This is a genomic window from Caballeronia sordidicola, assembly GCF_001544455.2.
Lineage (GTDB): Bacteria > Pseudomonadota > Gammaproteobacteria > Burkholderiales > Burkholderiaceae > Caballeronia > Caballeronia sordidicola.
In genome coordinates this window covers 182,827-206,971 of the sequence record NZ_FCOC02000006.1, presented here as the reverse complement: position 1 = coordinate 206,971, position 24,145 = coordinate 182,827, and the positions used below count along the sequence as shown (strand labels likewise).

Sequence of the window (24,145 nt, the reverse complement as noted above, 5' to 3'; positions counted from 1 at the left end):
TTTTAGTGGTGAGTGAAACCGTAAAGCGTGTGTGCGTTGGTGGTGAGGATTGCTGTGCGCACGGCGGGATCCGGCGCCCAGAGCGCAAGCGTATCGAGCAATTGAGCGACAGTTGGCATGGTGGTCCAGGTCGCGACATGTGGCCAGTCCGAACCCCATACGCAACGATCGGGCGCGGCTTCAATCAGCGCCTGCGCATAGCCGATCGTGTCGCGATAAGGCGGTTCCTCCGCGCTCAGGCGATAAGCGCCCGATACCTTGACCCAGGCGCGGTCGCGAACCAGCGCGAGCAGTTCGCGAAAGCCCGCCGACCCGACGCCTTCGGACGTTGGAATGTGGCCCATGTGATCGACAACTATCGTCGATTGCAGCTTCCTGAATTGCGGCGCCAGCGAAGGCAGTTCCCTCGCGTCGAGCAGGAACTGCATGTGCCAGCCCCAGTCGCGCGCGAGCGCATCGTATTCGGCAAGCTGCGCCAGGCTCACGCCACCGCCGCCGTACAGCACGTTCAAACGCAGGCCGACCGCGCCGGCGTCTTTCATCGATTGATAGTGTGCGTCGGGAAGTCCAAGCGCCGGCACGACGACCCCGCGCAAGCGCTCACGATGTGCGCGCAATGTATCAAGCATCAGCGTGTTGTCCTGGCCATGCACGCTCACCTGAATCAACACGCCATATTGCGAACCAACGGCGTCGAGCATCTTCAGATAGGCATCGGGCGTGGCGGGCGGCGGCGTGTAGGCGCGATCCGGCATCCACGGATAAAGCGGCGGAGCGCCGATCACGTGCGCGTGGGTATCGACCGCGCCGGCGGGCATTTCGAACGCCGATGGCCGCGGTTGTACCGGCGCGGGTCCCGGGCAAAGTGGCGCGTTGCTTGTTTCGATATCGCTCATTTGATGTCGTCCAGTTCAATGCCGCGCGTCTCGGGAAGCATCGCCGCGCTAAGGAGGAGCAATGCGTAAGCCACCACGGCAAAAATCGCGATGGCGGTCGCAAGTCCGAAGCGTACCGAAAATGCCCCGACAAGCGCAGGAAAAAGCGCGCCCATCCCACGGCCGAAGTTGTAGCAGAAGCCTTGGCCGGAACCGCGCAGCCGTGTCGGATAAAGCTCGGAAAGAAACGATCCCACGCCCGCAAGATAACCGCTTGAAAAGAACCCGAGCGGAAAACCAAGCCAGCGGATGGCTTCGTTGCTGATCGTGAATTGCGTGTAGGCGAGCACCACGATGATCGCTGCTATCGAGAACGACACGAAGAGTTTCTTGCGTCCGAAACGGTCCGCCATCCACGCGCCGAACAGGTACCCTAAAAAACTTCCCGTAATCAGGAAACCCAGATAACCGGTCGAGTTGATGACCGTCAGATGCCGCTCGGTCTTGAGGAAGGTCGGAATCCACGTCGATATGGCGTAGTAACCGCCTTGGCATCCCATCATGAAGACCGATCCGAGCAGCGTGGTTTTCAGCGTACCGGGTCGGAAGATTTCCCAGAGCGACGGTGCATCGCCATCGACCGCGCGTTGCTTTCTGGCTCTGTCGGCGATCTCGGGTTCCTTGACGTGACGCCGCATATACACCAGCAGCAGCGCAGGCAACACGCCGAATGCGAACATTGCGCGCCAGGCGGTTTCGGGTGGAAACACCAAGAACATCACCGCTTGCAGCAGGACCGCGGCGCCCCAGCCGACCGCCCACGCCGATTGCACCACGCCGACCGCGCGGCCCCGGAATTGCGGGCGGATAGTTTCTCCGATCAGCACGGCGCCCGCCGCCCATTCGCCGCCAAAACCGAAACCGAGAATGGCGCGGGCGATCATCAACTGGTCGAAGTTCTGCACGAACGCGCACGCAATGCTGAATATGCAGAACCAAGCAACGGTGATCTGGAGCGTCTTCACGCGGCCAATCCTGTCGGCGAGATAACCCGCAAGCCAACCGCCAATTGCCGATGTCAGCAGCGTGCCCGTCACCGCCAGGCCCGCAATGCCAGTATCGACTTTCCACAACGTCATGATGGTGCCGATCACGAGCGGGTAGATCATGAAGTCGAGCGCGTCGAGTCCCCAACCGGTGAAGCACGTCCAGAACGTGCGCCGCTCCTGCGTGGTCAGTTCCTTGTAGAACGCGGCGAGGCCCGTATCGCCGCGCTTGTCCGGGCTCAAAGGTCTGTGTGGTGTTTGACTCATGCCGTGGGTATCCGTGTGATGGTACGTGCGTGAAAGCGTGTCACGCCTTCACGGCCACTTGTTGTTCCGCCGATGGCCGCAGTGCGGCGCGCCGTTGCCGCAAAGCCTGCAACTGGCCATCGATCAACACGCCGAGCACGATCACGCCACCCATCACGGCGAAGTTCAGCGATGACGGAATCCCCAGCAGATTGACGAGGTTCTGCAAGATCTGCAGCAGGACCGCACCCAGCGCAATGCCGAGTATGGAACCCTCGCCGCCGCGAAGCGAGCAGCCGCCAAGCACCGCCGCGGCAATGGCGTAAAGTTCGTAGAACGTACCATGCGATGCGGGCGCGACCGAGCGCGTGTACATGGCGAAATAGACAGACGAAATCCCCGCCAGTCCGGAGCAGATCACGTACGACGCCATCACGACCGCGCGCGTGTTGATGCCCGAGTAACGCGCCGCCTCTTCGTTCTTCCCGACTGCGAAAAGGTATCGGCCGAAGACGGACTTGTGCAGGACAACCGCCATGATCGCCGCGAGCACCACAAACGCTATGAAGCTGTTCGGCACGCCCCAGATGTGCCCTGTAGTAAGCCGTTCCAGGGTCGGAAAGGTCTGTCCGAACTCGAATCCCGCGGTGCCGTCATCGGTGTAATAACGCGCCGCGCCGCGATAAATCAGCAAGCCGCAAAGCGTGACAACAAACGGCTGCATGCGCAGTTTCGTCACAAGAAAACCGTGAACCAGCCCGATCACCAGTCCCGCCACGACCATCAGCACGGTGGCGACGATCCAGTTCACGCCATCGGTTGAAAGAAGTGTCATGAAGATCACGCCGAGCAGCGCGAACACCGAGCCAATCGACAAGTCGATACCGCCCGTGATGATCACGAACCCCTCGCCTATTGCGAACAACCCGAACAGGCCGATAAGGTTCGCCGTGTTCGACAGATTCGCTGGCGAGATGAAACGCGGGTTGATGATCGCGACAATCGTACCCACGACCAGGATGAGCACGAGTAGCCCCAAGTCTTTCTTCAACATGATGTCTGCCTGTTTTAATGAACCGTCGGGGCTGTTTCACCGACGGCGAGATGCATGATGCTCGCTTCGCTGAGCGCGTCCCGTTCCAGAATGCCGGCGATTGCGCCCTCGTGCATGACCGCCACGCGATCGCTCACGCCGATTACTTCTTCCATGTCGCTCGATATCATCAGGATCGCCACGCCCTGGTCGGCGAGCTTGCGCATCAGCGCATAGATTTCGCTCTTTGAGCCGGCGTCGACACCGCGCGTGGGTTCGTCGAAGATGATCAGCTTTGGCTTCATGCACAGCCATTTACCGAGCACCACTTTTTGCTGGTTGCCGCCAGACAGCGCGCCCGCGGCGACATCCACGGAAGGCGCCTTGATGCGCAGCGAATTTTTCTGCTCTTGCGCCACGCGCCGCACGTTGCCGGCATCGACGAGATTCCCCCGCGATACCGACGGCAGGCTCGCAAGCACAATGTTCTCCGCGATACTGCTGTCCAGGATCAAACCGGCGTGCTTGCGGTCCTCTGGAATCAGATAGATGCCATGCCTGATTGCTCCGCGCGGGGAACGGATCACGACAGGCTTGCCGTTCAGGCGCAGCACGCCGCCCGCCGGCCGGTCGATACCGAAGACCGCGCGCGCCAGTTCCGTGCGCCCTGATCCGATCAGACCCGCGAGGCCCAAAATCTCGCCGCCGCGCAATGCGAGCGTCACGGGTTGCGCGGGGTAAGCCGGCGTTGCGAACGCGTCGAGTTCCAGAACGGGCGCGCGCGGCGCCGTTTCCGGCGGCGTGTAGAGCGTGTTGAGGCTGCGTCCGATCATCAGGCGGATCATCGCGTCGTGCCGGATCGCCGCACGATCGAGGCTGCCCACCAGCGCGCCGTCGCGCAATGCGACCACGCGGTCCGCGCACTGCTCGATCTCTGACAGCCGGTGCGTGATGAAGATGATCGCCACGCCGCTTCGCTTGAGATCGGCGACGACATCGAGCAATCGCGACGTCTCGGACGTGGTGAGGCTCGACGTGGGCTCGTCCATGATGATGAGCTTTGCGTCGAGTGACAACGCCTTCACAATCTCCAGCATCTGGCACTGCGCAATCGACAGATCGGCAACCGGCGTGCGCGCCGAAAAATCGCAGCCAAGCCGCTTCAAGAGCGGCGTGACGCGGGCATGCAGCGCCTTGTTGTCCACCAGCCGCAGCGGGCCGCCATAACGCGGTTCACGTCCAATGAAGACGTTCGCGGCTACATCCAGGTTCTCGAACAGGTTGAGCTCCTGATGCACGAACGCTATACCCGCGCCCAGCGACTGCGACACGCTCAACGCGGCATGCTCGCGCCCTTCTATTGCGATCGTGCCGCTGGTTGGTTCGATCACGCCGCCGAGCACTTTCATCAATGTCGACTTGCCCGCGCCGTTCTCGCCAATCAAGCCGACGACCTCGCCCGCATCGACGTGAAAGCTCACGCCCTTCAGCGCCCGCACGGCGCCATACGTCTTGGTGATCGCAGTCAACGAAAGCAACGGCGCACGAGACGCGGACGGCAGCGGCTCGCTCATCACTTCTTCGCCATCCACGTCTTGACCTGGGCAATGAAAGCATCGACATTCGATTTATCGATGATCTGCGTCGGCACGATGATCTTGTGACCCTTGGGAATGAACGACTTGTCGCCTTCCACGTAACGCGCCATGTACTTCATGCCGAGGTAGCCCCATTGATACGGCTGCTGCACCACGGTTCCCGCCACCACGCCCTGCTTGATGCCGTTGAGCGTTCCCTGGTCATTGTCGAAGCCGACCACCGTCACCTGACCCGCGCGGCCGGATTGCTGCAACGCCAGTTCGATCTGCGGCGTGTTGTACGCAAAAATACCGATCATGCAGTTGACGTCCTTGCGCGCAGTCAGAATGTCGGCGGCGTTGCTTTGCGCGCGCGCCTGATCCATTTCGTCAGAGCGCACGCTGTCGATAGTGATCTTCGTATTCTGCAAGCCTTCCTTCATTCCCTTGATGCGCTGCACGGCCAGGTCGGCGCCCGGCAAGCCCGCAAACGCCACACACTTGCCACCGTTCGGCATGGCCTTCATGAGGATTTGCGCGGCCTGCTTGCCTGCATCGAAATTACTCGATCCCAGATAAAACGCGCGCTTGGTGTCGGGCGCATCGCCATCGGTCGTGGCGAGCAGCGTCTGGCCGGCGACCTTGTTCAATTCGTCGGTCTGGGTCTTGGGGTCCACCGAACTCAGGATGATGCCGGCCGCGCCGTTGGCAACGAGGTCGTCCAGCAAGCGGTTCTGAACCGCCGCCGACGACTGTTCCGGATACTTCATTTCCAGCGTGTAGTTCGGCAATTCGGACTGGGCTTTGCGCATGCCGGCTTCGGCCAGCTTCCAGAAATCCACCGCGCCATTGGCGACGAAATAGAGGTGTTTTTTATCGGCGGCATGCGCTGTCGAAACCGCTGACACCAACAAGGCTGCGCTCAGCGCGGCCACGGACCACTTTCGGGACATGACTATCTCCTGTCATCCCTCTTTGCGAGGGAAACATATGTTGTTTTCGACGAATTCCTGAGAAACTTCGGGGCGGTTGAACCAGGCTGAAATAACGCTTCGGTTTCCTTACGAGTTGAACGCACCTCCATCCGCAAGCAGCGCCTGAGCATTGACATACGAGGATTCGTCGGAGGCAAGGAAAACAAAGAGCGGCGCGATTTCGGCAGGCTTGCCCTGACGGCCAAGCGGCACGAAGGTCGAAACCTTGTCGTCCTGCGTGGCGCGCCCGCCCATGAATCCGACGATCGGGTCATTGAACGCGGTGTCGACCCAGCCGGGGCAGATGGTATTCACGCGAATATTCGATGCGGCCAGTTCCAGCGCGAGCGTGGTGCCGAATGCAATGACCGCGCCCTTGGACGCCGAATACACAGTGAGCCCTGGCTGGCCGCGTTTGCCGGCAAGCGACGCAGTATTGATGATCGAGCCGCCGCCCGCTCGGCGCAGATGCGGCACCGCGTATTTCGCGCCGAAAAAAAGCCCGCGCACGTTCACGGCGAAGACGCGATCGAATGCGGCGGCATCGAGCGCCGTAATGTCGCCGGACGTCATCACGCCGGCGTTTTGCGCCAGTACGTCGAGGCCGCCGAGCCACGCAGCGCCTTCGTTGATGAAATTCGCGACGCTTTCCTCGCGGGACACATCCACCGCAAGGAACCGCACGTTCGCGCCGAGTTCAGCCGCAACGGGGGCGCCCCGTTCGGCGTCGATATCGCCAATCACGACCTTTGCACCTTCTGAAAGGAAGGCGTCGACCGCCGCTTTCCCGATGTTGTTGACCGCGCCCGTAATGACGATGCGCTTGCCGCTCAGCCGCTGTTTCACGCGTCTGTCTCCATTCTTGTGTGAGCAATGATCCCGCGCTGGCGCGTGGCCGGACGGGGTGTGACGAACCGGGAAAAGCGCGAAGCGCGCTCTGAATGCCCTGCAAATTGGTTCGACGCGACAAGTCTCGTTTTCTTTGACGAGATTGTCAATGATCTTGTTGACGTATAATTCACCCGTGCCAAGAGATAACGTTTGCTTTACAGAAAAACGCTCGCGGCTAGAATTACGGGCATCGAACGTAGATGCTTTTCAATCCTCCTCAACGAAATACAGGTTTTAGATGACAGACACGACCACTCGAAAACCATCGACTAATCAGGTTCAAGAGATCGTGAAAGCGCTCGAGGAGCAGATCGTGCTTGGCTGGCTAATGCCGCGCCAGCGCCTTCTGGAGGAAAAGCTGAGCGCCCAGTTCGATTGCAAGAAGCACGTGATCCGCGAAGCCATCTTCGAACTCGAACGCATGGGGCTCGTCGAGCACATCGCCAACAAAGGCGCGACGGTGCGCCTTCTCAGTCCCGAAGAAATCCGCCAGATTTATTCGGTGCGCGAAGCGCTCGAGATGCTCGCCGCGCAACAGATTCCCCTGCCCGGCTCGCCGGAGTTCGTGGCGGAACTGACGCGGATCCAGACCGAACATACGCGGGCGGTGGAAGCGAAGGACTATCGCGCTGCATTTCACGCGAACATGGCGTTCCACGATTGCCTTTTCTCGGCGTGCGGCAATCCGTATCTCGCGGAGATGATCCGCAGTTCGGCGCAGAAGGTGCACGGTGCGCGGTTTTATACGTCCGCGAGCCAGCCGCATCTGATGAATGCCCGCGATGAACATTGGGCCATGATCCGCGCAATCGAAAGCGGCAGCCGCGAGAGTCTCGTGACGTTATGCCGAAGTCATATCGGCCCGTCGCTCGACACGTATCTCAATGCAGTGCGCGGACTGTTCGAGACCGCGCAACCGGGCGCGCTGAGGTAGTTGATCGGCGGGCGAGGCGGACGTGATAAACGCCTCGCGCAATCTTCATTCTTTCTGTTTCTACCGATCAACCTCGCAGCCAGTGCCCGATGTTTCGGGCGGCTCGGCCTATTCAAGGCGGCCTTGGGTATCGCCTGTGAAGGCGTTCAGACCAACTGCTCGCGCAAGACTCGTCACCCTCCATCCAGTGCGCGGTGAACCGTCAGTGGTCGCTCCATGCTCACGCCCCGATTAGAAACCATCCGCACAAAACGCATTTCTAACCTGGGGTCGGTCATTTGACCGATAGCGCCGGAATGACCCGAATGCGATCCTGACCACCGATGCAAGCCCTGTCGAAACTGCAGCACGACGCCGGGTTTTCGCCGTTTTTAGATACAGCATCAGCGGAAGCTGCTCTGGTATTGCGGAGCACGCTTTGCCGCTCGCTGCCGTTGGTGCCTCATTCATATCGGCCATTTCGTAACCGCAATCTTCAACCGCTAAAGAACATACGGAGCATTCATGTCTATTCGCCTGAAACTCGCCATTTCCTCGCTGGCACTGACGCTCGCCGGAACATCATTTGCACAATCTTCTACCGATAAGCCCGAGCGGATCCGCGGCGCAATCGAATCTTTCTCTGGCAGCACCTTGCAGGTACACCGTCGCAGCGGCGAGACCGTCACCATCCAGATGAAGGATACGACGCACCTGAACGCGGTGAAGCCTGTGCAGCTTTCGGATATCAAGCCGGGCACTTACGTCGGCGCTGCGGCGATACCCGGTCCGGACGGCAAGCTGGTTGCGAAAGAGGTTCTCGTGTTCCCCGAAGCCGCGCGCGGTACGGGTGAAGGACACTATGCATGGGATCTCGGCGCGAACAGTTCGATGACCAATGCCAACGTTGACACCGTTGTGCAAGGCACCAACGGCCGAAACCTGACCCTCTCGTACAAGGGCGGCAGCAACACCATCGCGATCCCGGCCAATGCCCCGATCGTCACGCTCATTCCTGCAACCCGCGATGACCTGAGCACAGGCAAGCAGGTATTCGTCGTGGCAACGCATGGAAAAAACGGATCTTATGACGGCAATTTCGTCGTTGTCGAAAAGAATGGCGTAGTGCCGCCCATGTGAGCACTACAGCCAAGGATCTATCCATACGTGAGATAGCTAAAATCGAGAAGGAGTTTTCATGACTGATCTTTACGCTGATAGCAGCCGCGCTCGCGAAGAGCGTTGGCTCACGCAGTATTATTTTGTTCGCGCCGCGTTTTCCGCCGTATGGGTTGCAATTGCTTTTTCTGTCGGGCTGCATTCCCCTGCGATCGCAACGGTTCTGCTTATTGCGTATCCCGCCTGGGATGCGTTTGCCAATTACATCGACATGTCGCGCAGCGGCGGGCTGGCCAAAGCCCGAATTCAGGCAATCAACGTCGCCATCAGTGTCATAACGACCGTCGCAGTTGTTGTGTCTTTGAGAACGGGCATGAACTGGGTACTTGCGACATTTGGCGCTTGGGCCATACTTTCCGGGCTGCTTCAACTCGGCACCGCCGCAAGCCGGTGGAAGCGCTTCGGCGCACAATGGGCAATGATATTGAGCGGTGCCCAATCCGGGCTTGCAGGGGCATTTTTCATCGTACAAGCTCAGACATCAATGTCTCCAGCTATCGGAAGAGTTGCCGGCTATGCTGCGGTGGGCGCCATCTATTTTCTGGTTTCAGCGTTATGGCTGTCGGTGAGCCGATTGCGGCGCAAGGCAGCTTGAACCGCCGATTAAAACGGAGGATTGCCATGCACGAATCGACCGTTGAGAAACTGTGCATACTGGATGGAGGGATTGCCCGCGTTGAAGACGGCTCCATCTATTCGCCGGGCATGAATGTCGGGGTTCCCATGACCCTCAGTTGTAACGCCTATCTGATCCGCCACAGAAATAAATGGCTGATGTGGGACACGGGTACTCCAGACTATTTATATTCGGAGCCGGGCGGAAAGATCATCGCGCATGGTATCCGGGGCATGGTAGTCCGCACTGTCGCTTCGCAGTTCGAAGCGATCGGCGTCTCGCCCGACGACGTGGACATCGTGATGTTTTCGCACGCTCATTACGATCACATTGGAAACTCCGGCCTATTCAGAAACGCCAAATGGATCGTCCAGCAAGCGGAACACGACGCCATGTTCGGCTCAAACCCAGACAGGTTTGGCTATCTGCCTGAGCTATATTCGACCATGCGCAATAACGAGGTCGAAGTCATACAAGGCGATTGCGACGTCTTCGATGACGGTGCAATTCGCGTGATCTATACACCTGGACACACGGCGGGACATAATTCGTTGCTCGTGAGACTTCCACAAACCGGCCCTGTCATTCTTAGCGGCGACGTGGCACACAACTGTTGCAACCTGAAGCATCGTCGCGTTCCCGCCATGAATGCCGATCGGGAAGCGTCTCTTTCTTCGATGCATAGGATCGAGCAACTGGCGCACAAGGAAGGAGCCAGGATCTGGGTCAACCACGACACGGCGCAGAGTGCCACGTTGCCCCACGCACCGGCGTGGATTGTTTAAACACCACCGGTTGAGTCCGCGAGTTGCGCGCTCTGCTCGTTCACCGCGAACCCATGTTGCACCACTACGAGCCCATCCTCACGCTCATCCGGGGAAAGATCGGAATTCGGAATTCTGACGCAAAATCGCGTGCGCTGAGAACTTTGCGTCCAACTCGAGTGCAACCGGCAAACGCGCTCCGTTGAAACTAAGCGGACGTCCCACCCTCCCGTCGCTCAGCGGCCCGAACTATTGCATCGATACTAAGTCGCACATCAGCTTCAGTGGTCGCCCAACTCGTGACACTGATACGCATGGCCGGACGTCCCTGCCACACAGTGCCGCCGAACCAGCAAACGCCTTCGGCCTGAAGACGATTGATCACGGCTCGGGTTGCCTCAGGAGATCCGAACGACACGAGCACCTGGTTAAGCACGACATCGTTGAGAATTTCAAACCCGTGCTTCTCCAGGCTTTGAGAAAACATTCGGGCATGGCGGCACGTATGTTCGACAAGACCGGCGATGCCATCTCTTCCAAGGTGCAGAAGTGCGGCCCATATTTCGACACCGCGCGCCCGCCTTGACGATTCGGGGGTGTAGTGCGAGGGCTCGCGATCGCCTTCCACACCTTCAGCCAGGTACGCGGCGCTCGCCGACATTGCCGCGCGGAGTTCGGCGGCCTTTCGGACAAGCACAATGCCACTGTCATAGGGAACGTTGAGCCATTTATGGCCGTCCGTCGCCCAGGAATCGGCCTCAGCGAAGCCCGCAGTCAGCGCCGCGAAATCACGATTTGCAAGCGCCCAGAGCCCGAAGGCGCCATCGACGTGAACCCAGGCTCCGGCCTCCCTCGCCCGGCGGCAAACCTCGGCGGCGGGATCGAAGGCTCCCGTGTTCACGTTACCTGCCTGGATGCAAACAATCGTACGGTCATCGAACTCCGGCAGACTATCGATCTTGATTCGCCCCTGCCGGTCAGTGGGAACCCGAATGACGCGCTCGCGTCCAAGGCCGAGCAGCGAGAGTGCCTTCAAGATAGTGACATGAACTTCGTCGCTGACGATCACGCGCAGTTCGGGGGCGCCGTAGAGTCCTTTCGCTTCCACATCCCAGTTCAGGCGAGAGAGAAGCGCGTGGCGCGCGGAGGCCAGCGCGGTAAAGTTCGCCATTGAGGCGCCACTGACAAACGCTCCCGCAATGCCGCTTTCCAACCCGAACAGATCGCTCAGCCATTGCAGCGACACGTCCTCAAGGACCGCCGCAATCGGCGAGGTCCAGCGAAAACAGGCATTCTGATCCCATGCCGTTGCAAGCCAGTTTGCAGCGACCGTAACGGGTAATGCGCCGCCGATCACCAGACCAAAGTATCTTCCGCCCGTAGTGGCGACCGTCGCTGGCGATCCTATTTCATCGAGGCGACGCACGATCTCCGACGCATCCATGCCTCTTTGAGGAAGCGGATGTTTCAATTCGTCCAGACGTTCGATTGCCTGAAGTGAGGCAGTGACCGGCCGCTGCCGGACGGACTGCAAGTATGCGATAGATCGTTGCGAGGCTTCTTGCAAGACTTCATTCATTGACGTCGCTTCCATTTGCGTCTCCCGACCTTGCAATGTGCTGAAAGTAATCTCCATTCTGGTGCTCATTGTTATCGCCAGTCAACGGCTGAGAACTGGATCAATTGCAAATGAGAGCTGCCCTTTCCTTCATGGTGACTCTGGAAACGGGTGGCACGGGGCTTGATCGAGATCTTTCACCTGGCAGTACATAAGTGGGCATTGACCCGCAGAGGCGGCGCGTCGTCGCGAAATGGCGGTTGCACAACGAAGCTCTCGATCACGCCAGACTTGAAGATCAGGCAATAAGTCGACCCGCCATACTGGAAATATCCGAGTTCGTCTCGATTAGGGAATACGGCTGCGATTTGATCCAGAACGCATCTTGAAGCTTGACGTTGTCGTGAATATTGTAGGGCGATGCCTCGCACGCGCTGAAGATGACTTTGTCATTGCCGGGCTGCGCCACCGGCCGCGCGCCGGGCTTGAACTCGCGCGTGAAGAAGTGGTTCCATGACGCGTATCCCCAGTATGGTTTGGCTGGATCACATAAGAACTGCGACAGCCCGATCTTGCTGTCCGCTTCGTGACTGAACCAGCCATTAGGCGATCTAGTGTTCAAATGCTCACGCGAATAGGGCCCGCTAACAAATGCCGACCACACGTTCAACACGCGCTTTAGATGCGCATTGAACGCCGGGTCGCGAAAGAGCGCGTAACCAGAGGGCATGACCATCGGCCAGTCCAGCAATGCATTAACCGGGCAATGGATCAGGCTGGACTCGCTAAAGGGCGGGGCGTAGGTCAACATTGCATCGAGCAAGACGATGAACTCGTCGATGTCTGCATAGCCAAGTTTGAAACCCGCTTCACGCGCCTGCCCGATTGCCCGGGTAAAGTCCATGCGTACCACGGGATCGTCCCGTATGAACGCCGCCAGATCCGCAACGGCACTATTCGTTTGCGCGGCGTTCGCACGCTTACGTGCATGTGCTGCGAATTCCTTGCGAAAGCGCGCGACGACATCCTCTTCGCGTGGAAGCCACTCGCCGATTCGTCGCCTGATCTGCCTCATCTTTTTTGCCTCCGCGAAGTCGTTGAATTCCGATGTCTCGGATTTTCACCGAGCGGTAATTGACGCAACCGGCCGCGTCGATCGTGAACGGTCAATCATCTTTCTCCAAAGCGGGCGCTCCGGGCACGTCAATCAAGAGTCAAGAGACCAGACAAGAATTACGGCGTTCCGTTTTTGCAATATGCTGCAAAGCCGGTGCTATCAGCAAGACGGTCGAAATAGCTGGAAACGGCGGCGAAGCGCGGATGCTCAAATGGGGTGCTGAACCAGCGGTTCACGGACAATCCGATAGGAATGTCGGCGAGGCTGAAATGCTCTCCAGCGACGAACGCGCGCGTCGCGTCAAGTTGGCCTTCTAGGATACCCATGTGCCGAGTCCAGCCGGCTAGCGACGCAGAAATCTCGCCCGGCACCTGATGCGCGGCCGATTTCCTGACGAGACCAAGGAAAGCATAGCTCCACGACCGATTCAAGTCCGATGCCTGCCAGTCCAGCCACTGATCGATCCTTGCGCGCTTTATAGGGTCGGCGGGATAAAGCGCTTCACCGGCATAGCGCGAAGCGAGATAGCGAATGATCGAGTTCGATTCCCACAGCACAAAATCGTCGTCCTTGATGACGGGTACAAGACCATTCGGATTCAACGATAAAAATTCGGGGGTATCAGTTTGCCTGAATCCCGTGCCCCAGTCCTCCCGCTCGAAGGAAATGTGCAACTCGGCACATGTCCAGAGGACTTTGCGGACATTGATTGACGATGCTTTTCCGAGGACAGTCAGCATGTTTTTTATCCCGTAGTCTGCGGACTAAAGCCGAGGTGGATCGGTAGGCGAAATACGAAGCCGTGCCTATAGGCCGAAGTTGACCGAATACCACCCCTGCCAAGCCTCACAGAATCCTCAAACTGTCAACGACTCCCACCAAGGTTCACCTGCATCACTCACTGCTGCGGCAACGCATAAGCAATCACATAGTCCCCCAACTTCGTGCCGAACGAGCCATGGCCGCCCGCGGCGATCACCACATATTGCCGGCCGTTGATGGAATAGCTCATGGGCGTAGCCTGGCCGCCTGCCGGCAGGCGCGCCTGCCAGAGCTGCTTGCCGTCGTTCACGTCGAACGCGCGAATATAGTTGTCCGCCGTCGCGCCAATGAACGCCACGCCGCCGGCAGTGACAATCGGGCCACCCAGCATTGGCATGCCCATCTTGAACGGCAGCGGAATCGGCGAGCTGTCGCGCACCGTGCCAATGCGCTTCTTCCACACGATTTCATTGGTCTTCAAGTCGATCGCGGAAATGTAGCCCCATGCCGGCTGTTTGCACGGCAAGCCCAGCGGCGAGAGGAATGCATTGATCGTGACACCGAACGGCACGCCGTATTGCGGCTGGATGCCCTGCTCCGTACCACTGCCCTTGGCACCCGGCACCGGCTCCATCGGGTTGCCCGGGCCGCGCGGAATCAGACGCGAAACGAACGGCAGCGCAATCGGATTCGCCACCGCAATCTGACGATCGGTGTCGACGGCAATACCGCCCCATTCGAACATGCCCAGGTTGCCTGGGAACACGAGCGTGCCCTGCACCGAAGGCGGCGTGAACGTGCCTTCGTACCGCAGCTTGTGGAACATCACGCGGCACACGAGCTGGTCGTACATCGTCGCGCCCCACATGTCGGCGTCGGTCAGGTTCTTCGACGGACGATACGTGAGCTGCGAAAACGGCTGCGTCGGCTCGACGTGGTCGCCGGGAGCCGCGCCTTGCGGCACTGGCGTTTCGGGCGCTGGCACAACCGGCACACCCGTGCGGCGGTCAAGCACGAAGAGGTTGCCGGTCTTGGCCGGCGCGTAGACGACCGGTACTGTCTTGCCATCCTTGCCGGTAATGTCGGCGACAGTTGGCTGCGACGGCTGATCCATGTCCCATAGATCATGGTGCACGCTCTGGTAGAACCAGGCGAGCTTACCCGTGGAGGCGTGAAGCGCCAGCAGGCCGCTGGCGTAGCGCTCCTGATCCGGCGTGCGGTGGCCGCCCCAGATGTCCGGCGTTGTCACGCCCATCGGCAAATAGACCATGTCGAGTTTCGCGTCGTAGGCGGCGGGCGCCCACGAGTTGGGCGACGTCCACGTGTAATGCTCGCCCGGACCGGGGATGTGATTGGGATCCTTCGCACCCGGATCGAACGCCCAGAGCAATTCGCCCGTGCGCACGTCGAAACCGCGAATGACACCTGAGGGCTCGCGGCTCGAGAAGTTGTCCTCGACCGAGCCCGCCACGATGATCACCCGGCTGGTAATGATCGACGGCGACGTGGGCTCGTACATGCCCGGCGTCGTGACTGGCTGGGCATGTTGAAGGTCGAGGTCGCCGTGGTTGCCGAAGCCCTCGCAACGTTGGCCCGTCAGCGCGTCGAGCGCGTAGAGGTGCCCGTCGTTGACCGGCAGGTAGATGCGGCGCGTACAGGCGGCAGTGGCAACGGCGGCATTGCTTGCCGGTGCTGCTGCGGCGGCGGCTGCGGGTGCCGTGGCCGTGGCGCTGGCCGACAAATCGACATATGACACGCCGCGGCACGTCACGTGCTGGAACGATGGATCGGACTTCAGTTCCGGATCGAACTTCCATTTCAGCGCGCCCGTCTTCGCATCTAGCGCAAACAGTTTCTGGTGCGGCGAGCACAGGTAAAGCAGGTCGCCGATCTTGATCGGCGTGACTTCATCGGTAATCTCGGTGGGATCGTTGGGGCCCTTCATGTCACCCGTTCGAAAGGTCCAGGCTACCTGAAGATCCTTCGCATTTTCGGGCGTGATCTGCTGCAACGGCGAGTAGCGAGTGCCTTCCTGAGTGCGCCCATAGGCGGGCCAGTCGGCGGCGTCGATACCGCTGTTTGCGCTGTTCGCGCTGCTTGCGGGCGCCGAAGCAGTCAGTGTGCCGTTGACCTGCTGTGGATCATTGAAGCTTGCGTACGCAAGCACGCCTGCCCATGCCACCAGCGCGACGACAAGCGACGCAATACCCAGCTTGCGCTCGCCGTCCAGCCGCCAACTCATGAGCAGCAGCAACCAGACGCCGAAGATGACGAGGACACCGGAGCGAGGCGCAAGCGCCCAGAAGTCGGAACCCGACTCCCAGAGAGCCCAGATCGCCGTGCCGACAAGCACAAGCGCATAGAGCACGAGCGCGGCGGGGCTGCGCCGCCAAAGCAGCCAGGCCACGCCGAAGAGCACGATGCCGGTGATGATGTAGTAAGCAGAGCCGCCTACCGCAAGCAGCCATACGCCACCGATCAGCAAATAGAGCGCGGTCAGCACCGTGAAGAGCAAAGTGATGACGACGATCACGCCTCGTGAATTCGACTGACTGGTCATGTTGATTCCAACCCTCTTGAGTGGATATTGCCGCCATGGATATTGACGCCAAGTTCACGCGCCGGAGCACGGCAAAAGCATATCAGGAACGAGTGCGTTATTCCGACGTACGCGCCAGTTTGCGATTGGCTTGCAAGCGGCTTGGATTACAAGTTTCGGCACGCGCACATTTGCACAGGAAAGACAATCGCGCAAGCCCGCCAGGTTATTGGGCAAGCGACTACTCGAATCTGAGCGAATTCGACGCCGCATGGAAACCTCCGCGCATTGGTATCGGGCGACCACGAGCAGCCAGCCAAGAGCTATCGGGACCGCTGGCAATGAGTGCACAGGGTGTCTTATCGCGCGACGCTTCTCCCGCAATCGCACTTCATTCACGCATGCCATACCCGGTACCGAGTACTCCGAAATGTTTTATCGAAAGCTGGCCTTCTTTGGCGAGATCGGCGCGCAGGAAAACGGCGTTGCCGTTTGCTTCGTCGGCGATCGCTTGTCCCGTTTCCGCGACATGGGCGCAATGTGCGCGCCTGTCAGTGCGTTATCAAAAGTCATGTGCATCGACGTCACGAGATTTTCGATAGCTCCGCAACTTTTCTCCCAAGCGTTTGCCGATACTCGCCAGGCGCCATGTCCGTCACGCGCTTGAACGCACTCCTGAAGGCGCTTTCGGACGCATAGCCGACCCTGGCCGCCGCTTGCGCAACCGATACGCCCGCGCGAATCTCGCGTCTGGCCAGTTGCATGCGCCACTGGGTCAGGTAGGCCAGCGGCGGCACGCCCATCATGTCGCGGAAGCGAACGGCAAACGAGGTACGCGACATGCCGGCTTCCTTCGCCAGTTCATCCAGATTCCAGTTCCGCGCAGGATCGCCGTGGATACAGCCGAGCGCGACAGCCAGCCGGTGATCACCGAAGCCTTTCAGCCAACCCTCGTCTCTTTGCGGCGCATGCGCCAGATAGGCGCGCAAGGTCTGCACGAACAGCAGTTGCGCCAGCCCGGCCACCACGACGCTGCGACCCGGTCTGCTTCCCGGCCTCATTTCCGCGACCAGTTGCGCCAGCAGCAAGGCAATCGGCGAGGCTTCCTGCATGGCTCCCACAATGTGAATGAACGGCGGCAGGCCGTTCAACAGGAGCGCCTGCCAGTCCGTATCGACCTGAGTCAGGCCGCCGAGCATGGCAAAGTCATCCCCCTCGCCCAGGCGGTAATGGCCTTCATCGTCCTGCGCGATCGGCGTGGTCGATGCGCTGGCGATCAGTGCCGGGGCGCTGGCGAGGGTCAGCGTGCGCGTGCCGTTGGTGATCAGGACGTCGCCGGTCTCGAAGGGTGCAGGCTCGGACATGCCGTCGATGAAATACCAGCAGGCGCCCGCGGTCGCGGCATTAAATTTGATCGCATCCAGGTTGTCGAAGCGGTGCGCCCAGGCGCCGCCCGCGATAAGTTGCCCCGACAGCTCGCAACGAGCCTGAAGCACATCCAGCAGATCGGAGAGAGGATCAGCCGACAGATTTGAACGATGGCGCATAAAAGGTGAACGAATACGTCTTACAGGTGCGAAGCGGGCAGCCTACCATGCCTGGATTCAATCTGGAGGGCACCACATGTCTACCCCGCAATCACCCATTGACTCCGGCTTCGGCGCGGCGTCCACCGCCGAGGAAGTCATCCGCGGCATCGACCTGACCGGTAAATGCGCGGTCGTGACCGGCGGCTATTCCGGCATAGGCATCGAGACGGTCAAGGCGTTGCGCTCCGCTGGCGCCAGAGTCTTCGTGCCAGCGCGCGATCTCGTGAAGGCCAGGACCGCGTTGAGCGAGATGCCCGACGTCGTGCAGCAGCCGATGAACCTGCTCGATCCCGCTTCCATTGATCGCTTCGTCGAACACGTACTGAAAGAAACGGACACCGTCGATATTCTCGTCAACAACGCGGGCGTAATGGCGCCGCCGCTTGTTCGCGACGGCCGCGGATATGAATCCCAGTTTTCCGCAAACCATCTTGGCCATTTTCAACTGACCTGCCGATTGTGGCCGGCGCTCGTGAGATCCGGTCATGCCAGAGTGATCGCACTCAGCTCTTTCGGTCATCGCCGGGCAGGTGTCGACTTTCATGATCCGAACTTCGAGCATCGTGAATACGAACCCTGGGTTGCATACGGTCAGTCGAAGACCGCCAACGCGCTGTTCGCCGTGGCGCTGGATTCGATCGGTCAACGCTCGGGCGTGCGCGCGTTTTCTGTCCATCCCGGCGGCATCGTGACGGATTTGGTCCGGCATATGTCGAACGAGCAACTGCGAGCCAGCCAGGTCATCGACCACGACGGCCGTCCGATCATCGATCCGGGGAACAACAAGAAGACGCCGCAACAAGGGGCGGCGACGAGTGTCTGGTGCGCAACAAGCCCCCGGCTCGACGGTATGGGAGGTGTCTATTGTGCGGACTGCGATATTGCTCGTGCCTTGCCGGGCGATGAATCAGCGGAATTGCACGGTGTACGCCCTCGTGCTACCGATCCGATCGCGGCCGGCCGGTTATGGCAACTGAGCGAGCAGCTCACTGGCGCTCGTATCGACTGAATGCCCTAATACAGACAGGAGAAGTCAATGCCTCCTGACCACCATGTCATGGCCGACAACGGCCTGCGAGGATCAAGTCGAAGTGCGTTGATGACCTGCTCGCGCGCGCTCACAGCTTTTCGCTCCCAAGACAAACACGAACGATCGTTCGATGACGGTGCCACCGCACCTGCTCGCATAGGATCGCTAGTGTTCTCAGACGACACTCGCTACAGCAAAAAAAATTTGATGCGAGTCCCTTGAAAAATATTGCGGCTGTCCTATTTTCGATTCCGTAAAGCAGTCGCATTGTTTGCGCTGCGTGTTTCGATTGGTTTGTCAGAGGCTTGGCAGACGGACTGGAGCGCGTATGCCGGTTCGTCTCCTGCCGCATATAGGAGATAGCAGCGATGAGTGACCTTCTTTTTAACACCGCCCTGTTTGATGAGTTCGACCGCCTGCAACGCCAAATGTCGTCGTTGTTTGGAGGGTTGCCATCTAGCATCCGGGCGTCCAGGCTCAGCGCCTTTCCTCAAATCAATCTCGGGAGCACCGACGATTCCGTAGAAATTGTCGCATTTGCCCCGGGCATCGATCCAGCAAAAATCGAGGTGACAGTGGACAAGGGCCTGCTGACCATCAGCGGCGAGCGCACGCGCGCCGAGCCTGAATCCGAGGGGCGTGCTTATGCGCAGGAGCGTTTCGCGGGCAGTTTCCGCCGCGCGATCGAGCTGCCGCGGGACGCGGATCCGGACAACGTAAAAGCACGCTATGCGAATGGCTGTCTCGCGATCAGCGTAGGTAAGCGCGAGACTTCGCGCCCACGTGCCATTCCGGTCCAGTAATCACTTTCGCGAACCATTTGAGGAGAACGTCATGAATACTCAAACCCAACTTGCGGAACGCAGCAACAGCGCGCTCGCACGCCGCGACGAAGCACAGACGCAGAAGGGACCCGCCTTGGCGCCCGCTGTTGATATTTACGAAGATGCGCATGGCGTCACGTTGTGGGCTGATCTTCCAGGTGTGTCACGAGATCGCTTAAACGTGCATGTGCAAGACGGCACGCTGTTTATTGAAGCCGAGGCTTCAATTGAAACGCCGGAAGGTCTTCGCCTGCATCACGCGGAGATTCGGGAGCCGCGCTTCGCGCGGGCGTTTTCGTTGAGCGCGGATTTCGATACGTCGAAGATTGAAGCGAACCTCACTGACGGCGTATTGAAGCTGAGCATCGCGCGTCGTGAAGAGGCGAAACCGCGCCGTATAGAAGTGCGTGTCGGATAAGTGTTCGATTGGGCGCTCACTGGAGCGTGAAGTGAGCGCTCAATCGATAGGATAGCTAATTGGACACCAACATGAAATTCGGGACGGAGTGTAAGACTTTAGGAAAAACATCGTGTACGCCTACAGGCGACGCGTGGCTTTCCAACCGAGACGCCTGCGCGCGTAGTGGCGATCACATTGCGTAGCGATAAGCCAGCGGGTCGGTTGCGCGTCAGTGCGCCGGTATGCTCATCCTGTTTTATCGTCAGCAAATGCGAATTCTTTAGCCCGATCTTTCGTAGATTAGATATTGATGAGCATGAATCAGGTGCGCGCTGGATGCATGGGCAACTCCGCTCAATTGGCGACCCGTTACGCAAATTGACGCGATTGTTGTAACAGCGAGTCGATCTCAGTCCTATACACAAATGTAGCGGTGGAATGCCAACCTTTCGCAGCTTTCGTCGTCGAATCAGCCAACCATGCGAAGCCGACATTCCGGAGCACCCCGGCTGGTTCGGCTTACAACCGGGGATATTCCACGTTGCGCGTCGAATCAAGCGACCTTGAGAACAACCCTGAAACGAGCCGCTCCACTCATCATCCGGTCATAAGCCTGTGCCGCTTGTTCAAGCGGAAACTCCTCGATCATCGGTTTAACTCCCGAGAGTGCACTGAAAGAAAGCGTATCTTCGGAATCGGCCGATGTCCCCGACGGCCAGCCCTGAATCGAATGACGTCCCATTATGAATTGCGCGATCGGCACCTCGACCGGCTCTTCAGAAATCCCAACCATAATGAGCTTGCCATTCACCCCAAGGCCACCGATCGCCGCGCTCATTGCCTTGCCGCTCGTAACCGTTGCAAGGATGATCCTGGCGCCTCCGAGCTTGTTCAACTCGTCCGCGACATTCTGCGTTTTACTGTCGATGTAGTGATTCGCGCCAAGCTGTTTTGCAAGCTCCGCCTTGTCTTGTCCGCGAGCGATGGCAACCGTGTCGAAGCCCATCTTCCTCGCAAATTGGACACCGAGATGCCCAAGCCCACCAATGCCCAGAATCGCAACAACTTCGCCTGCGCGCGCACCGCTGTTACGCAACGCATTGAAGGTCGTAATTCCGGCGCAAAGCAGCGGTGCCGCGTCCACATCGGACAGATCATCCGGAATACTGGCAAGCGCTTCGACCGGAGCGACGACGAACTCCGCATAACCGCCGTTGTAGCTGATTCCGGGAACCTGCCCCTTTTCACAGAGAACGAAATCGCCTTTACGGCAACGTGAACACTGGCCGCAATGACCACCATGCCAGCCGACGCCGACCCGCCGGCCTACGCTCCAACCCTCGACGCCGTCGCCCACAGCGTCCACAACACCCGCGATTTCGTGGCCCGGAACCCGTGGAAATTGCAGACCAGGCCATTGGCCCTCTTTTGTGAGCGAATCGCTGTGACATATTCCACAAGCGTGAATCTTGATCCGGACTTGACCGTGGCCCGGCTGCGGAATATCCAGCTCGACAAGCTTTAACGGGCCACCCGGTGCTTCGACTTGTACGGCTTTCATCTTCGACATTGAAAATCTCCTTGTCATCGCGCCGTCGAAGATCGACGACGCAACATGTTCAAAGACATGGACAGGTGCTTCGCATGGCCGGATCAATCGTGCAAAAGACGTTCGCCAACACTCGGCTCATTGACCCGGCTTATTAACGATAGTCGAAATTTCACCAACCAACATCGCGCGAACTCACCGGAAAAGCGCATAGGGACAACCTATCTATTGCATGCAAAAACAATATTTTTCCCTTTAATTTGACTTGTTAAATTGGTTTCGCCTTCGGTTGAACGCATTAAAACGTTTGAGCCGGGGTCTGCACGGTGTCTCCTGCGCGCTCTTTGCTGACGGGATGATGACTGTCATGCTCAGGAGCCAATCATGGACAAGCTGGCCGATTTCGCCGCTGAGGAATGCGGGACCCCATACCTTCCAGCCTCCGCGATAAAAATGCGCATCGAAGGCTTGTCGAAGCATTACGGCAATACTGTCGCCTTGCATCCGATCAATCTCTCGGTCAAGACCGGTGAGCTGCTCACGCTGCTCGGACCGTCCGGATCGGGGAAAACGACGCTGCTGCAAATCATCTGCGGGCTGACAGCGCCGACTGCGGGCAAGCTGTTCATCGACTCGCAGGATCGTACGAAATCACTTGTTCATGAGCGCGACATTGGCGTCGTGTTTCAGAACTATGCTCTCTTTCCGCATTTGAACGTCTTCGAAAATGTCGCGTTTCCATTACAGATGCGGCGCTTGCCGGCGACCGACGTAAAACGCCGCGTCATGCACGCACTGGAAACTGTGAAGCTCGCCACATTCGGCGAACGGTTTCCACGAGAATTGTCGGGTGGCCAGCAACAACGCGTCGCGCTTGCGCGCTGCCTCGTCTACGAACCCTCCCTGCTTCTCATGGACGAATCACTGTCCGCACTCGATCGCAAGCTACGCGAATCCATGCGAGTCGAAATCAAGCGGATTCATCGTGAGACAGGATCGACCATTATTTTCGTGACTCACGATCAGGAAGAAGCGCTCGCTCTTTCCGACCGGGTGTGCCTGATGAACGCCGGGCGCATTGAACAGATAGGCACGCCGCAAGCAATTTATGAAAAACCCGCCTCGTCGTTCGTGGCCGACTTCATCGGGGTTTCAAACAAGTTGCGCGGCAAGCCGGGGCGCGACGGCTGGCTTGCCACCGTTGACGGCAACGTTCCGCTTCCGACCGATGAAGACTCACTCGCCGCCGCCAACGCGGCCGAGGCAATGCTTATCGTACGTCCCGAACACATTTGCATTGACGACACCAACAATGGGTTCGTTAGCGGCCGGGTTATCGAAAGTATCTACGGGGGCGCCGAGACGCGCCTGCTCGTCGAACTCCAAAGCGGTGCCGTTTTAACCGTCAGACAAGCGGCGCGAACAGGAAGGTATTCGATTGGCGACGTTGTCTCGCTGCGCTGGCAAGTCGAACACTCTCTGCTGCTGCGCCATTAACGCTCACTACACGAGCCGCCTGACGCACGCTTGCTGGCGGTTCGTGATCAACGCTTCAACCTTGCAATCTTATCTGGAGAAACGCGCGTGAGCTCGAGCATCAGAACCAGCCGCAGGCAGTTCATCAAAACGACAGGCGCCACCGGACTGGCGCTCGGACTCCCAACCATCTGGACGCAGCGCGCAAGCGCGGCCGGCCAGCTGACGGTAGCCGATAACGGCGGCGCCCTCGGCCCCATCATGCGCACCGCGTTTTACGATCCATTCGAAAAAGAAACAGGAATCCGGATCGTCAACGTAGCGCACGAGTCCGACCCCGTCACGCAATTCAAGCTTTCGGTCGATTCCGGCTCGCACATCTGGGACCTTGCAATGGTGACGCCGGACAACGTGCTTCGCTTGACCGGCCAGAAAAACTATCTTGCGCCGCTCGATATTGCTTCGAGCGATGGGGCGGGCATTCTCCCGGGCATGCTGACAAACAACTGGTTCGGGTTTTCCATCTACGGTGTGGTAATGGCGTATCGCACTGACAAGTTTCCAAAGGCTGCGCCGGCGGGATGGCGCGACTATTGGGATACCGCGAAGTTTCCGGGACGCCGGGCGCTGTTCCGGTCGCCCATCGGTCTTTTCGAAAATGCGCTGCTCGCCGATGGTGTCGCGCCCAAGGACATCTATCCCATCAACGTCGAGCGCGCCTTGAAATCGCTCGACAAGATTCATTCGTCCATCAATGTCTGGTGGGCCAACGGCGCACAAAACACGCAACTCCTGCAAAGCGGCGAAGTGGATTTATCGGATACGTGGAACGCCCGGGCGCTTGCGGCCATCTCTGCCGGCGCGCCTGTGAAGATCGTCTGGGAAGGCACCTACAACGTGGACGGATGGTCCATTCCCATCGGCACACCGAACCTGAAACAGGCGCAGCAGTTTGTGCGCTTTTGCATGCGGGCCGATCGTCAGGCGCAGTACTCGAGCCTGGTCGCAAATGGCCCCAGCAACAGCAACGCTTACAAACTCATCGATCCGGCGCGTGCCGAGCTGTTGCCGACATTCCCCAGGAACCTGGAACGTCTTACCCGGCGAGACACCGCCTGGTGGGGAAAAAACTTCGATTCGGCGAACGAGAAGTTCCAGGAATGGCTGTTGAACGCGTGACCGATACC

20 protein-coding genes and 1 pseudogene are annotated in these 24,145 nt (G+C 59.1%); 9 read left to right on the top strand and 12 right to left on the bottom strand.

Annotation, left to right across the window (positions count from 1 at the left end; all coding sequences use genetic code 11):
* Nucleotides 1-2: 2 nt before the first annotated feature.
* The 6 genes from AWB64_RS13195 to AWB64_RS13170 form a co-directional block, all read right to left on the bottom strand.
* A complete protein-coding gene (locus AWB64_RS13195) occupies nt 3-896 on the bottom strand; it encodes an amidohydrolase family protein (protein ID WP_060819560.1) in 894 nt (297 codons plus the stop codon).
* Nucleotides 893-2,188, bottom strand: a complete 1,296-nt coding sequence (locus AWB64_RS13190) for an MFS transporter (protein ID WP_060819558.1) — start codon at nt 2,186-2,188, stop codon at nt 893-895. The genes AWB64_RS13195 and AWB64_RS13190 overlap by 4 nt, the downstream gene beginning before the upstream one ends.
* Nucleotides 2,189-2,228: 40 nt before the next feature.
* Nucleotides 2,229-3,221, bottom strand: a complete 993-nt coding sequence (locus AWB64_RS13185) for an ABC transporter permease (RefSeq protein WP_060819556.1) — start codon at nt 3,219-3,221, stop codon at nt 2,229-2,231.
* 14 nt (nt 3,222-3,235) lie between these two features.
* A complete protein-coding gene (locus AWB64_RS13180) occupies nt 3,236-4,774 on the bottom strand; it encodes a sugar ABC transporter ATP-binding protein (protein WP_060819555.1) in 1,539 nt (512 codons plus the stop codon).
* Nucleotides 4,774-5,730: a sugar-binding protein gene (locus tag AWB64_RS13175; RefSeq protein ID WP_060819553.1), complete on the bottom strand. Its 957-nt coding sequence runs from the start codon at nt 5,728-5,730 to the stop codon at nt 4,774-4,776. Before AWB64_RS13175 ends, AWB64_RS13180 begins: the two co-directional genes overlap by 1 nt.
* A gap of 108 nt (nt 5,731-5,838) precedes the next feature.
* Entirely contained in the window at nt 5,839-6,597 is a 759-nt protein-coding gene (locus AWB64_RS13170) for an SDR family NAD(P)-dependent oxidoreductase (RefSeq protein ID WP_060819551.1), read from the bottom strand.
* 283 nt (nt 6,598-6,880) lie between these two features.
* On the opposite strand from AWB64_RS13170, the gene AWB64_RS13165 reads away from it, so the two are divergent.
* From AWB64_RS13165 to AWB64_RS13150, 4 genes are all read left to right on the top strand, one after another.
* Nucleotides 6,881-7,576, top strand: coding sequence for a GntR family transcriptional regulator (locus tag AWB64_RS13165; protein ID WP_060819549.1), 696 nt, complete (start codon nt 6,881-6,883; stop codon nt 7,574-7,576).
* A 504-nt stretch (nt 7,577-8,080) separates the two neighbouring features.
* Nucleotides 8,081-8,695, top strand: a complete 615-nt coding sequence (locus AWB64_RS13160) for a DUF5666 domain-containing protein (RefSeq protein ID WP_060819547.1) — start codon at nt 8,081-8,083, stop codon at nt 8,693-8,695.
* A gap of 58 nt (nt 8,696-8,753) precedes the next feature.
* Entirely contained in the window at nt 8,754-9,329 is a 576-nt protein-coding gene (locus tag AWB64_RS13155; RefSeq protein WP_060819545.1) for a hypothetical protein, read from the top strand.
* A gap of 26 nt (nt 9,330-9,355) precedes the next feature.
* Nucleotides 9,356-10,135: an N-acyl homoserine lactonase family protein gene (locus AWB64_RS13150; protein WP_060819543.1), complete on the top strand. Its 780-nt coding sequence runs from the start codon at nt 9,356-9,358 to the stop codon at nt 10,133-10,135.
* A 187-nt stretch (nt 10,136-10,322) separates the two neighbouring features.
* On the opposite strand, the gene AWB64_RS13145 is transcribed toward AWB64_RS13150, so the two are convergent.
* From AWB64_RS13145 to AWB64_RS13125, 5 genes and pseudogenes are all read right to left on the bottom strand, one after another.
* A complete protein-coding gene (locus tag AWB64_RS13145) occupies nt 10,323-11,693 on the bottom strand; it encodes a pyridoxal phosphate-dependent decarboxylase family protein (protein WP_082850483.1) in 1,371 nt (456 codons plus the stop codon).
* 176 nt (nt 11,694-11,869) lie between these two features.
* A pseudogene (locus AWB64_RS13140) lies at nt 11,870-12,747 on the bottom strand (phophatidylserine decarboxylase associated domain-containing protein).
* 158 nt (nt 12,748-12,905) lie between these two features.
* On the bottom strand, nt 12,906-13,529 hold the full coding sequence (locus tag AWB64_RS13135) for a glutathione S-transferase family protein (RefSeq protein WP_060819539.1): 624 nt from the start codon (nt 13,527-13,529) through the stop codon (nt 12,906-12,908).
* Between the two features lie 158 nt (nt 13,530-13,687).
* Nucleotides 13,688-16,111 (bottom strand): glucose/quinate/shikimate family membrane-bound PQQ-dependent dehydrogenase, encoded by a 2,424-nt coding sequence (locus tag AWB64_RS13130; RefSeq protein ID WP_060819538.1) that lies wholly within the window; start codon nt 16,109-16,111, stop codon nt 13,688-13,690.
* A 563-nt stretch (nt 16,112-16,674) separates the two neighbouring features.
* Nucleotides 16,675-17,637, bottom strand: coding sequence for an AraC family transcriptional regulator (locus AWB64_RS13125; protein WP_060819537.1), 963 nt, complete (start codon nt 17,635-17,637; stop codon nt 16,675-16,677).
* Between the two features lie 76 nt (nt 17,638-17,713).
* Between AWB64_RS13125 and AWB64_RS13120 the strand changes: the two genes are divergently transcribed.
* The 3 genes from AWB64_RS13120 (at nt 17,714) to AWB64_RS13110 (ending at nt 19,951) form a co-directional block, all read left to right on the top strand.
* Nucleotides 17,714-18,688 (top strand): oxidoreductase, encoded by a 975-nt coding sequence (locus tag AWB64_RS13120; protein ID WP_060819535.1) that lies wholly within the window; start codon nt 17,714-17,716, stop codon nt 18,686-18,688.
* 389 nt (nt 18,689-19,077) lie between these two features.
* Entirely contained in the window at nt 19,078-19,512 is a 435-nt protein-coding gene (locus AWB64_RS13115; RefSeq protein WP_060819533.1) for an Hsp20/alpha crystallin family protein, read from the top strand.
* A gap of 31 nt (nt 19,513-19,543) precedes the next feature.
* Complete coding sequence (locus AWB64_RS13110; protein ID WP_060819531.1) at nt 19,544-19,951, top strand: Hsp20/alpha crystallin family protein; 408 nt, start codon at nt 19,544-19,546, stop codon at nt 19,949-19,951.
* A gap of 535 nt (nt 19,952-20,486) precedes the next feature.
* Here AWB64_RS13110 and AWB64_RS13105 read toward each other — a convergent pair.
* A complete protein-coding gene (locus AWB64_RS13105; protein ID WP_060819529.1) occupies nt 20,487-21,503 on the bottom strand; it encodes an alcohol dehydrogenase in 1,017 nt (338 codons plus the stop codon).
* 363 nt (nt 21,504-21,866) lie between these two features.
* Between AWB64_RS13105 and AWB64_RS13100 the strand changes: the two genes are divergently transcribed.
* Nucleotides 21,867-22,979: an ABC transporter ATP-binding protein gene (locus AWB64_RS13100; protein ID WP_060819527.1), complete on the top strand. Its 1,113-nt coding sequence runs from the start codon at nt 21,867-21,869 to the stop codon at nt 22,977-22,979.
* 87 nt (nt 22,980-23,066) lie between these two features.
* Nucleotides 23,067-24,137, top strand: a complete 1,071-nt coding sequence (locus AWB64_RS13095; RefSeq protein ID WP_060819682.1) for an extracellular solute-binding protein — start codon at nt 23,067-23,069, stop codon at nt 24,135-24,137.
* Nucleotides 24,138-24,145: the final 8 nt, after the last annotated feature.

Coding starts and splice junctions, on each gene's coding strand:
- AWB64_RS13120 (WP_060819535.1), top strand. CDS start 17,714: ATGTCTACCCCGCAATCACCCATTGACTCCGGCTTCGGCGCGGCGTCC.
- AWB64_RS13185 (WP_060819556.1), bottom strand. CDS start 3,221: ATGTTGAAGAAAGACTTGGGGCTACTCGTGCTCATCCTGGTCGTGGGT.
- AWB64_RS13100 (WP_060819527.1), top strand. CDS start 21,867: ATGGACAAGCTGGCCGATTTCGCCGCTGAGGAATGCGGGACCCCATAC.
- AWB64_RS13115 (WP_060819533.1), top strand. CDS start 19,078: ATGAGTGACCTTCTTTTTAACACCGCCCTGTTTGATGAGTTCGACCGC.
- AWB64_RS13135 (WP_060819539.1), bottom strand. CDS start 13,529: ATGCTGACTGTCCTCGGAAAAGCATCGTCAATCAATGTCCGCAAAGTC.
- AWB64_RS13130 (WP_060819538.1), bottom strand. CDS start 16,111: ATGACCAGTCAGTCGAATTCACGAGGCGTGATCGTCGTCATCACTTTG.
- AWB64_RS13165 (WP_060819549.1), top strand. CDS start 6,881: ATGACAGACACGACCACTCGAAAACCATCGACTAATCAGGTTCAAGAG.
- AWB64_RS13155 (WP_060819545.1), top strand. CDS start 8,754: ATGACTGATCTTTACGCTGATAGCAGCCGCGCTCGCGAAGAGCGTTGG.
- AWB64_RS13160 (WP_060819547.1), top strand. CDS start 8,081: ATGTCTATTCGCCTGAAACTCGCCATTTCCTCGCTGGCACTGACGCTC.
- AWB64_RS13145 (WP_082850483.1), bottom strand. CDS start 11,693: ATGAATGAAGTCTTGCAAGAAGCCTCGCAACGATCTATCGCATACTTG.
- AWB64_RS13150 (WP_060819543.1), top strand. CDS start 9,356: ATGCACGAATCGACCGTTGAGAAACTGTGCATACTGGATGGAGGGATT.
- AWB64_RS13125 (WP_060819537.1), bottom strand. CDS start 17,637: ATGCGCCATCGTTCAAATCTGTCGGCTGATCCTCTCTCCGATCTGCTG.
- AWB64_RS13175 (WP_060819553.1), bottom strand. CDS start 5,730: ATGTCCCGAAAGTGGTCCGTGGCCGCGCTGAGCGCAGCCTTGTTGGTG.
- AWB64_RS13190 (WP_060819558.1), bottom strand. CDS start 2,188: ATGAGTCAAACACCACACAGACCTTTGAGCCCGGACAAGCGCGGCGAT.
- AWB64_RS13180 (WP_060819555.1), bottom strand. CDS start 4,774: ATGAGCGAGCCGCTGCCGTCCGCGTCTCGTGCGCCGTTGCTTTCGTTG.
- AWB64_RS13195 (WP_060819560.1), bottom strand. CDS start 896: ATGAGCGATATCGAAACAAGCAACGCGCCACTTTGCCCGGGACCCGCG.
- AWB64_RS13105 (WP_060819529.1), bottom strand. CDS start 21,503: ATGTCGAAGATGAAAGCCGTACAAGTCGAAGCACCGGGTGGCCCGTTA.
- AWB64_RS13110 (WP_060819531.1), top strand. CDS start 19,544: ATGAATACTCAAACCCAACTTGCGGAACGCAGCAACAGCGCGCTCGCA.